The sequence below is a fragment of the Streptomyces sp. NPDC059895 genome (assembly GCF_042731035.1).
Lineage (GTDB): Bacteria > Actinomycetota > Actinomycetes > Streptomycetales > Streptomycetaceae > Streptomyces.
Genome location: NZ_JBHWKO010000038.1, coordinates 72,020 through 80,394 on the forward strand (window position 1 = coordinate 72,020; position 8,375 = coordinate 80,394).

The following is an 8,375-nucleotide window of genomic DNA, read 5'->3' on the forward strand; positions in this document are numbered from 1 at the left end:
CACGTTATTCAGACCGTCAGACCCCGCACCAGGAGATCGAGCAGCGCGCACACGAACAGGGCAATGCCGATGAAGCCGTTGACGGAGAAGAACGCCCTGTTCAGGCGGGACAGGTCGTGCGGGCGCACGATGGTGTGCTCGTAGACGAACGCGCCCGCGACGATCAGCAGGCCGAGCCAGAGGAAGACGCCGGCGTCGGTGGCCACCGCGTACCAGACGAACAGGGCCGTCGTGATCGCGTGGCAGACGCGGGCGGCACGGATCGCCGCCGGGATGCCGAAGCGGGCGGGGACCGACATGACGCCGATCTCGCGGTCGGTCTCGACGTCCTGGCAGGCGTAGATGAGGTCGAAGCCGCCGATCCAGACGCCGACCGCCAGGCCGAGGATCACCGCCTCCCAGGACCACTCGCCGGTGATCGCGAGCCAGCCGCCGACCGGGCCCATCGCCTGGGCTAGGCCCAGGATGGCCTGCGGGAAGTTCGTGAAGCGCTTGCCGTAGGGGTAGACGACCATCGGGACGACGGCGACGGGGGCGAGCGCCAGGCAGAGCGGGTTGAGCAGGGCCGCCGAGCCCAGGAAGACCGCCAGCGCGATCAGGGCGCCGGTCCAGGCGTGCCGTACCGACATCGCGCCCGTGACGAGTTCGCGGTGCGCGGTCCTCGGGTTCCGCGCGTCGATCTCGCGGTCGATGATCCGGTTGACGGCCATGGCGAAGGTGCGCAGGCCGACCATGCAGACGGTGACCAGGAGCAGACGGCCCCAGTGGATGTTCCGGTCGAGCTGGAACATCGCGGTCAGCGCCGCGATGTAGGCGAAGGGCAGGGCGAAGACCGAGTGCTCGATCATCACCAGGCGGAGGAAGGCCTTGGTGCGTCCCGGCTGCTGCGGGATCGCGGCGGATGCCGAACTCACAGGCCGTACTCCTTCCACCGGCGGTCGACCTTCGCCGCCGTCTCCGGGTCGGACAGCACCATCTCGGGCCATCCCCCGTCGCGCGTGTACCCCTCCTCGGGCCACTTCCTCGTCGCGTCGATGCCCGCCTTGCCGCCCCAGAACTGCTGGTAGGAGGCGTGGTCGAGGTGGTCGACGGGGCCCTCGACGACCGAGAGGTCGCGGGCGTAGTCGGTGTTGCCGAGGGCGCGCCAGGCGACCTCGTGCAGGTCGTGGACGTCGCAGTCGGCGTCGACGACGACGATCAGCTTGGTCAGCGACATCATGTGGGCGCCCCAGATCGCGTGCATGACCTTCTGCGCGTGCTTGGGGTACTTCTTGTCGATCGAGACGATCGCGCAGTTGTGGAAGCCGCCGGCCTCGGGCAGGTGGTAGTCCACGATGTCCGGCACGATGATCTTGAGGAGCGGGAGGAAGAAGCGCTCCGTGGCCCGTCCCAGCGGGCCGTCCTCGGTCGGCGGGCGGCCGACGACGATCGACTGGAGCAGCGGCCGCTTCCGCATCGTCACGCAGTCGATCGTCAGCGCGGGGAACGGCTCCTGCGGGGTGTAGAAGCCGGTGTGGTCGCCGAACGGGCCCTCGGGGAGCATCTCCCCCGGCTCCAGCCAGCCCTCCAGGACGACCTCCGCCTGCGCCGGCACCTGCAACGGCACCGTCTTGCAGTCGACCATCTCGATCCGCCGGCCCGCGAGGAACCCGGCGAAGAGGTACTCGTCGATGTCTCCGGGCAGGGGCGCGGTGGAGGCGTACGTCACGGCGGGCGGGCAGCCGAAGGCGATCGCCACCGGCAGGCGCTCGCCGCGCCGGGCCGCCACCTGGTAGTGGTTGCGGCTGTCCTTGTGGATCTGCCAGTGCATGCCGATCGTGCGCCGGTCGTGGCGCTGCAGCCGGTACAGGCCGAGGTTGCGGACCCCGCTCTCCGGGTCCTTGGTGTGCGTCAGGCCCAGGTTGAAGAAGGAGCCGCCGTCCTGGGGCCAGGTGAACAGCGCGGGCAGCCGCTCCAGGTCCACCTCGTCGCCGTGCAGCACGACCTCCTGCACGGGCGCGTCCTTCACCTTCTTCGGCGGGACGTGGGTCATCGCGCCGAGCTTGCCGAAGGCCTCCCGGACCCCGACGAAGCCGTGCGGCAGCTCGGGCCTGAGCAGCCCGCCGATCTTCTCGGTGATCTCCGCGTACGACTTCAGCCCGAGCGCCTTGAGCAGACGGCGGTCGGTGCCGAAGACGTTCATCGCGAGGGGCATCGACGCCCCCTTCACGTTCTCGAAGAGCAGCGCGGGCCCGCCGGACTTCTGGACCCGGTCGACGATCTCCCCGACCTCCAGATGCGGATCGACCTCCGCCTTGACGCGTTTGAGGTCGCCTTCCCGCTCCAGGGCCCTGAGCAGGGAACGAAGATCGTCGTAAGCCATGGGGTCAAGTATCCCCGAGCGGCTACCCTGGCCCAGTACCTGGGGCCCGTCTCGTGGCCCCGACGACCACTTCGCTGGAGAGGCCCCATGCTCCGGGTACTGATGTTCCTCGTACCGCTGGCGCTGAGCGTGTACGCGTTCATCGACTGCATCAGCACCAAGGACGACGAGATCCGCCACATGCCGAAACCGTTGTGGGCGATCCTCGTGCTGCTGTTCCCGCTCGTCGGCTCGATCTCCTGGCTGATCGCGGGCAAGCGGCGCAGCCCGGCCGCCGAGGGCTGGTCCGGGGTGCGCGGCGGCGGGACGACCCGGCGGTGGGTCGCGCCCGACGACAACCCCGACTTCCTGAAGTCCCTCGACGAGGACCGGCGGGGGGACGACGGCCCGAAGCGGGACGAGCCCTGACCGAGTCCTCAACGAGCCCTGAACGAGTCCTGAACGAGCCCTGAACGAGCCCTGACGGACGGCCCGGGCGGGGGCGAACCGTCGGGCCGGTCGGCCGCCCGCTCAGCGCAGCCGGGACGACGACAGGATCGACAGCAGGTGGGCCGGGACCATCACCCAGGTGATCGCGGCGATGGCGGCCAGCGCCCAGCGGGTCGGCTCGACGCCGCCGGTGACCGCGTCCGCGACCGCGACGGCCAGCAGGACCAGCGAGGCCTCGATGCCGTTGGTCACCCGGTGGATCTTGAAGGCGGCGGCGAGGCGGCGGACCGAGGCGACGCCCTGCGAGCGGGGCGCGGCGGCCTCGTCGTCGGCGACGGCGAGACCGCGGCGGGCGCGGGCCACGTCCACCAGGTCGGTGGAGGCCTTCAGCAGCACGACGCCGAGCGCGGTCGCGAGGCCGAGGGAGACCCAGCCGTTGAAACCCGCCCAGCCGCCGAACCCGGACTCGGCGGCACGGAAGCCGAAGCCGATCATCAGTGCCGCGTCCGCGAGGTAGGCGCCCAGGCGGTCGACGTAGATGCCGGTCGCGCTGTTCTGCCCCTTCCAGCGGGCGACCTCGCCGTCGACGCAGTCGAAGAGGAGGAAGAGCTGCATGAGGAGGGCGGCCAGGACCGCGCCCGTGAGGCCCGGGACCAGCAGCGCGGCGCCGGACAGGACACCGCACACCACCATCGTCCAGGTCAGCTGGTCGGGCGTGACCGGGGTGCGCACGAGGTGCCGGGTGAACCGCAGGGAGATCCGCCGCATGTACAGCCGGCCCGCCCAGTGCTCGCCGTTGCGGCTCGCCAGCTTGGCCTGCGGCTGGCAGACCTCCCGCAGCTCCTCCAGAACCGGAGCAGCAACCATGACCGTTCCTCCCGCACACCCGGACGCAACTGCCGCCTCCTCGGCGGCGATCGGCACAGGGTACTTGACCCCCCGGACCCCCGGACCCCGCCGACGGGGCTGTGCGCGGGCCCGGCCCGCCCGTTCCGTACGCCCCCGCCGGGGCGGCGCGTTGCCCCAGCGGCGCGGCCACCGCAGAGTGAGGTGACGCAGGCCCACCGTGCGGAGGAGGAACCCCATGGATCAGGCGACGGCACGCGCCTGGCTCGCCACCGCCGTCGAGGAGGCCCGCGCCGGTCTCGCCGAGGGCGGCATCCCGATCGGCGCCGCGCTGTTCGGCCCCGACGGCGCCCCGCTGGGCCGGGGCCGCAACCGGCGGGTGCAGGACGGCGACCCGTCGACGCACGCGGAGACGGCGGCGTTCCGCGCGGCCGGCCGGCAGCGGTCGTACCGGGGCACCACGATGGTGACCACCCTCTCGCCGTGCTGGTACTGCTCCGGCCTGGTACGCCAGTTCGGGATCTCCCGCGTGGTCGTCGGCGAGGCGACCACCTTCCACGGCGGCCACGACTGGCTGGCCGAGCACGGCGTGGAGATCGTGCTGCTGGACGACGCCGAGTGCGTGGCGATGATGCGCGACTTCGTCCGGCGGAACCCGGCCCTGTGGCACGAGGACATCGGCGTCTGACCCGCGCACCGCCACCGGCGGGCCGGCGGCCCTCCACCACCGCGGCCCTTGAGGCCCATGAGGCCATGGACGGCACTTTCGTGACCCAACGGACATCACACGCTCTGGCACACACCAACTCTCCCTCTTTACCCTGGCGTTGAGGACCGGCCACGGGGGAGGTGCGGTGCACAGACGGTTGTACGGGCGAGGTGCGCTGTTCGACGTCGAGCCGGCCGGTCTCGTGCCGCGGCTCGTCGGACTGCGCCCCTACGAGCATCACGCGGTCAAGGTCGAACACCCCGACTCGCTCCCGGTGCTGGTCCTGTCGGGCGGCCGGGGCCTGGGCAAGAGCGCGGTGCTCGGGGAGGTGTGGGCGGCCTACACCGAGCGGACCAGGGGCGGTGAGGCCCGCCGGCGCACCCCGGTCGCGCTGATCGACTGCGAGGACGAGCAGTTCGCCCGGCCGCCGCACGAGGAGAGCCCGGAGTCCTGGTCGCCGGTGTGGCAGGCGCTGCTGGTCCTCGCCGAGCAGCTGACGGAGCCGGTGAAGGCGGCCGGGCAGCTCACCTTCCCCCGGCTGACGGCCGGCCTGGTGGCGGTGCGGGCCAGCGACTGGAGCGGGCGGGCGGACTCCGAGCGGATCCGGCGGGAGCTGGTGCGGATCCTGCTGCTGAACGAACGGGCCTCCCGGTTCGGCATGGCCGGGCGGTGGGCGGCCCGGGTGGCCGCGCGGGTCATCGGGGCGGCGAGCGGCCAGGGCCCGTTCGTGGCGGCGGCGATCGAGGCCACGCTGGAGGCGCTGTCGGAGGGGTTCACCTCCCACAAGGAGCAGAAGCCGTCCCAGTGGTACCGCACCTACCCGAACGCGGGCGGCAACGCCAAGCGCGGCCTGCTGCTGCTCGCGGGCAACTTCCGGGCCGGTGACACCTCGCGCGGGCACGCCGAGCGCTGGCTGGTGCGGGCGCTGCTCGCCGACCTGGCGGAGGCCTACACGGGGCTCGGTTCGCATCTGCGGCGGCTGGGCCGGCCGGTCGTCCTGCTCGACAACGCGCGCGGCGGCCCCGGTCCCGGGCTGCTGGACGCGGTGCTGCGGGACCGGGCGGAGGGCATCGCCGACCAGGTGGTGTGCGTGGCGACCGTGCGCGGGGACGGGCATCCGGCGCTGGGGGACGCCGTACGGCGCGGGCTGCCGGAGGTGGCGCGGGCCACCGAGTGGGAGCCGGGGAGTTCGCCGTCCTCGCGGGCGCTGCTGGTGCCGCTGTCGCCGCTGTCCCCCGACGACACCCTGCACATGGTCGGCGCGGTCTGCGACGACATCGAGGTACCGCCCCGGCTGCCGCACGCCACGCACCGGCTGACCGGCGGGAACCCGCTCGGCATCGTCCTGCTCGCCACCGCCGCCCGTCAGAACCCCGGGCGGGCGGCCTCCCTGGGGCGGCTGCTCACCTCGGACGTCCGGCCGGAGGAGGGCGGCGCCGACGGCGGCCCGGCCTACGGCGAGCTGCTGCGCCGTCTCGTCCCGGCCGACCGGCTCGACGAACTGACCGTGCTGGCCGCCGCCCACGACCACGACTCCGCGGTCGCGCTGGCCGCCGCCCACCTGCCGGACGACTTCGGTTCCTCGGGCGTACGGTCGCTGCGGGTGCGGCTCGCCGAGGAGGGGCTGCCGTCCGCGCCGGGACACTTCGTGGGCGAGCCGTTCGTGCGGACCCTGCTGCTGCTGCGGCTGTACCACCGCGATCCCGGCCACAGCGGCTGGCGCGCGGTGCACGAGACGCTGATCCGGCACTACGCGGAGCCCGACGGCGCGGGCGGCGCCGACCCGGACTGCGACCCGGACCGCGACCCGGACCGCGCCCGCTACCGGCTCTCCCACGAGCTCGCCCTCGGCGAGACCGCGAACGCGGTCGCCCATCTGCGGGACACGTTCCCCGCGCTCGACACCCGCGCCTGGCTGGACACGCTGTGCTTCCTGGCGTCGGCGCCCTGCTTCCGGACCCCCGACGACGAGGGCGGGGAGGGGGCCGGCCACGACGACCGGCGGGCGGCGATCGCGCTGGGCCGCACGGACGCCTCGCACCGGCCGCCGGAGGGCGTGGACGCCCTGCTGCACCTGCGGGTACGGCGGCTGCTGCACGCGGTGTGGCAGGTCACCGACCCGCTGGTGCTGCCCGATCCGAGGGTGTGCGGGCGGCTGGAGTTCGAACTGCTGCAACTGTCCGACCTGCGGCCCGCCGGGGGCGCGCTGCTGTTCGCGGCGTCCCGGGCCTGGCCCCGCGACGCGCGGGCGGGCCGCCCGCTGCGCACACCGGCCGACGACGGATCCGACGACGGCGACGGGGAGGCGTGATGGCGAGCACCGGCGGTGGCGGTGGCGGTGGCGCGAGGGTGCGGAGCCCGTTCGTACGGTGGCTGCGGGAGGTCTGGGAGATCCGCCTCTACCGCTATGTCGCCCTGCTGGTGACGGCGGCCCTGGTGGCGGGAGCGGTGGTCGCGGTGCGGGCGGTGACGCGGGTGGACCGCTCGTGCGCGCCCGGGGTGGAGCGGCCCGAGGGCAGCGACGAGTGCGTGGGCGTGACGTCGACGGCGTACGACTTCGGGCGGCCGCGGCTGCGGGAGGTGGCGCGGGCCATCGACCGGGAGAACGACCGGCTGGAGAAGGGGAGTTACGTGACGGTGGCGCTGATGCTGCCGTACACCGCCACCAACCCGTCCACCCTGAGCGACATCCTGCACGAGGTGCAGGGGGCCTATCTGGCGCAGTGGCAGGCCAACCACACCTCCAACGGCCAGGCCCCGGCGATCCGGCTGGTGCTCGCCAACCCCGGGGCGACCAGCGAGCACTGGGAGCCGCTGGTGGACCGGCTGGAGCGGATGGCGCGGGGCGCCGACCGGCTGCGGGCGGTCGCCGGGGTCGGGACCAGCACCGACCGGAACAAGCAGGCGGTGGCGGAGCTGACCCGGCGGGGCATCCCGGTGGTCGGCGCGTCCATCACCGCGGACGACCTCGCCAACGGGGCGGGCGGCGAGGACCCCTTCCCGGGGCTGGCCCGGGTCTCCCCCACCAACACCGACGAGGCGCGCGCCCTGGCGTCGTTCGCGAAGGTGAGCGCGGGGCGGGCGCTGCTGGTGTACGACAAGCCGGGCGACCCGTACACGCGGACGCTCCAGAGGTCGTTCGCGTCGCTGATCAAGGGGTCGCCGTACGAGCCGCAGCCGTTCACCCCGCCCGCCGACCGCAGTCAGGAGGGCACGACCGCGAACACGTTCCGGCAGATCACCCATCTGGTGTGCGACACCTCCCCGGAGACGGACACGATCCTGTTCGCCGGCCGCCACACCCAGCTGCGGCAGTTCATCAACGCGCTCGGCGTCCGCGGCTGCCAGGACCGCTCGTTCACGCTGCTGACCGGCGACGAGGGCTCCTACCTGACCGGCGACGAGAAGCTCGACCGCACCGCCCTCACCCACCGCCTCTCCGTGCGCTACACCGCCCTGGCCCACCCGGACGCCTGGGCGACGGCGCCCGCCGGGACGCCCGGCGGTTCGGCGGCGGACGCGCGGACGCTGACCGGCCTGCTGGCCCGCAGCACCCGCGCACCGGTCGGCCCGATCGGGGACACGGCGCTGGACGACGGCCAGCTGATCATCGCCTACGACGCGCTGCGGCTGGCCGTGCACGGCATCCGCGAGGCCACGCCCGACGGCGCCACCGTCCCGCCGCTGGCGGACGTCGGACTCCAGTGGCCGCAGGTCAAGGGCTCGCTGCGGGTCGACGGCGCGAGCGGCTGGATCTGCCTGGACGTGCACGGCAACCCGTACGACAAGGCGGTGCCGATCGTGGAGCTGCACGCCGACGGCGGCTCCCGCTTCGTGCGCGTCGCGTGGCCGGAGGGCAGGCCGCCGGCGAAGGAGTGCCTGCCGCCGTCGTCCTAGGCCTGTCCTGGGCCGACAGGTCCTGGCTAGCCGTCCTGGCTAGTACTGCAACCGCATCTGGCGTGACGGGGTGTATCAGGTGGTCGTTGATACGACTGTGTGCTGACGCGTTGACGATGGAGCAGGTCGAGT

Annotated in this window: 7 protein-coding genes; 4 read left to right on the forward strand and 3 right to left on the reverse strand. The window is 73.2% G+C overall.

Annotated elements, in window-relative coordinates:
* Window positions 1-8 precede the first annotated feature (8 nt).
* Window positions 9-914: a menaquinone biosynthesis prenyltransferase MqnP gene (gene mqnP, locus ACFV9M_RS32045; protein ID WP_385070149.1), complete on the reverse strand. Its 906-nt coding sequence runs from the start codon at window positions 912-914 to the stop codon at window positions 9-11.
* Window positions 911-2,362 carry a menaquinone biosynthesis decarboxylase gene (locus ACFV9M_RS32050; RefSeq protein ID WP_385070150.1) on the reverse strand — a complete coding sequence of 484 codons (1,452 nt, stop codon included), beginning with the start codon at window positions 2,360-2,362 and terminating at the stop codon, window positions 911-913. The genes mqnP and ACFV9M_RS32050 overlap by 4 nt, the downstream gene beginning before the upstream one ends.
* Before the next feature lie 87 nt (window positions 2,363-2,449).
* On the opposite strand from ACFV9M_RS32050, the gene ACFV9M_RS32055 reads away from it, so the two are divergent.
* Complete coding sequence (locus tag ACFV9M_RS32055; RefSeq protein ID WP_385070153.1) at window positions 2,450-2,770, forward strand: PLD nuclease N-terminal domain-containing protein; 321 nt, start codon at window positions 2,450-2,452, stop codon at window positions 2,768-2,770.
* Window positions 2,771-2,872: 102 nt separating this feature from the next.
* Here ACFV9M_RS32055 and ACFV9M_RS32060 read toward each other — a convergent pair whose 3' ends face one another.
* Window positions 2,873-3,658: a CDP-alcohol phosphatidyltransferase family protein gene (locus tag ACFV9M_RS32060; RefSeq protein WP_385070156.1), complete on the reverse strand. Its 786-nt coding sequence runs from the start codon at window positions 3,656-3,658 to the stop codon at window positions 2,873-2,875.
* A gap of 217 nt (window positions 3,659-3,875) precedes the next feature.
* Here ACFV9M_RS32060 and ACFV9M_RS32065 point away from each other — a divergent pair, with 217 nt between their 5' ends.
* From ACFV9M_RS32065 to ACFV9M_RS32075, 3 genes are all read left to right on the forward strand, one after another.
* Window positions 3,876-4,325 (forward strand): nucleoside deaminase, encoded by a 450-nt coding sequence (locus ACFV9M_RS32065; RefSeq protein ID WP_385070157.1) that lies wholly within the window; start codon window positions 3,876-3,878, stop codon window positions 4,323-4,325.
* A 166-nt stretch (window positions 4,326-4,491) separates the two neighbouring features.
* Complete coding sequence (locus ACFV9M_RS32070; RefSeq protein WP_385070160.1) at window positions 4,492-6,657, forward strand: hypothetical protein; 2,166 nt, start codon at window positions 4,492-4,494, stop codon at window positions 6,655-6,657.
* Window positions 6,657-8,243 carry a hypothetical protein gene (locus tag ACFV9M_RS32075; RefSeq protein ID WP_385070163.1) on the forward strand — a complete coding sequence of 529 codons (1,587 nt, stop codon included), beginning with the start codon at window positions 6,657-6,659 and terminating at the stop codon, window positions 8,241-8,243. Before ACFV9M_RS32070 ends, ACFV9M_RS32075 begins: the two co-directional genes overlap by 1 nt.
* Window positions 8,244-8,375: the final 132 nt, after the last annotated feature.

Coding starts and splice junctions, on each gene's coding strand:
- ACFV9M_RS32055 (WP_385070153.1), top strand. CDS start 2,450: ATGCTCCGGGTACTGATGTTCCTCGTACCGCTGGCGCTGAGCGTGTAC.
- ACFV9M_RS32060 (WP_385070156.1), bottom strand. CDS start 3,658: ATGGTTGCTGCTCCGGTTCTGGAGGAGCTGCGGGAGGTCTGCCAGCCG.
- ACFV9M_RS32065 (WP_385070157.1), top strand. CDS start 3,876: ATGGATCAGGCGACGGCACGCGCCTGGCTCGCCACCGCCGTCGAGGAG.
- ACFV9M_RS32050 (WP_385070150.1), bottom strand. CDS start 2,362: ATGGCTTACGACGATCTTCGTTCCCTGCTCAGGGCCCTGGAGCGGGAA.
- ACFV9M_RS32075 (WP_385070163.1), top strand. CDS start 6,657: ATGGCGAGCACCGGCGGTGGCGGTGGCGGTGGCGCGAGGGTGCGGAGC.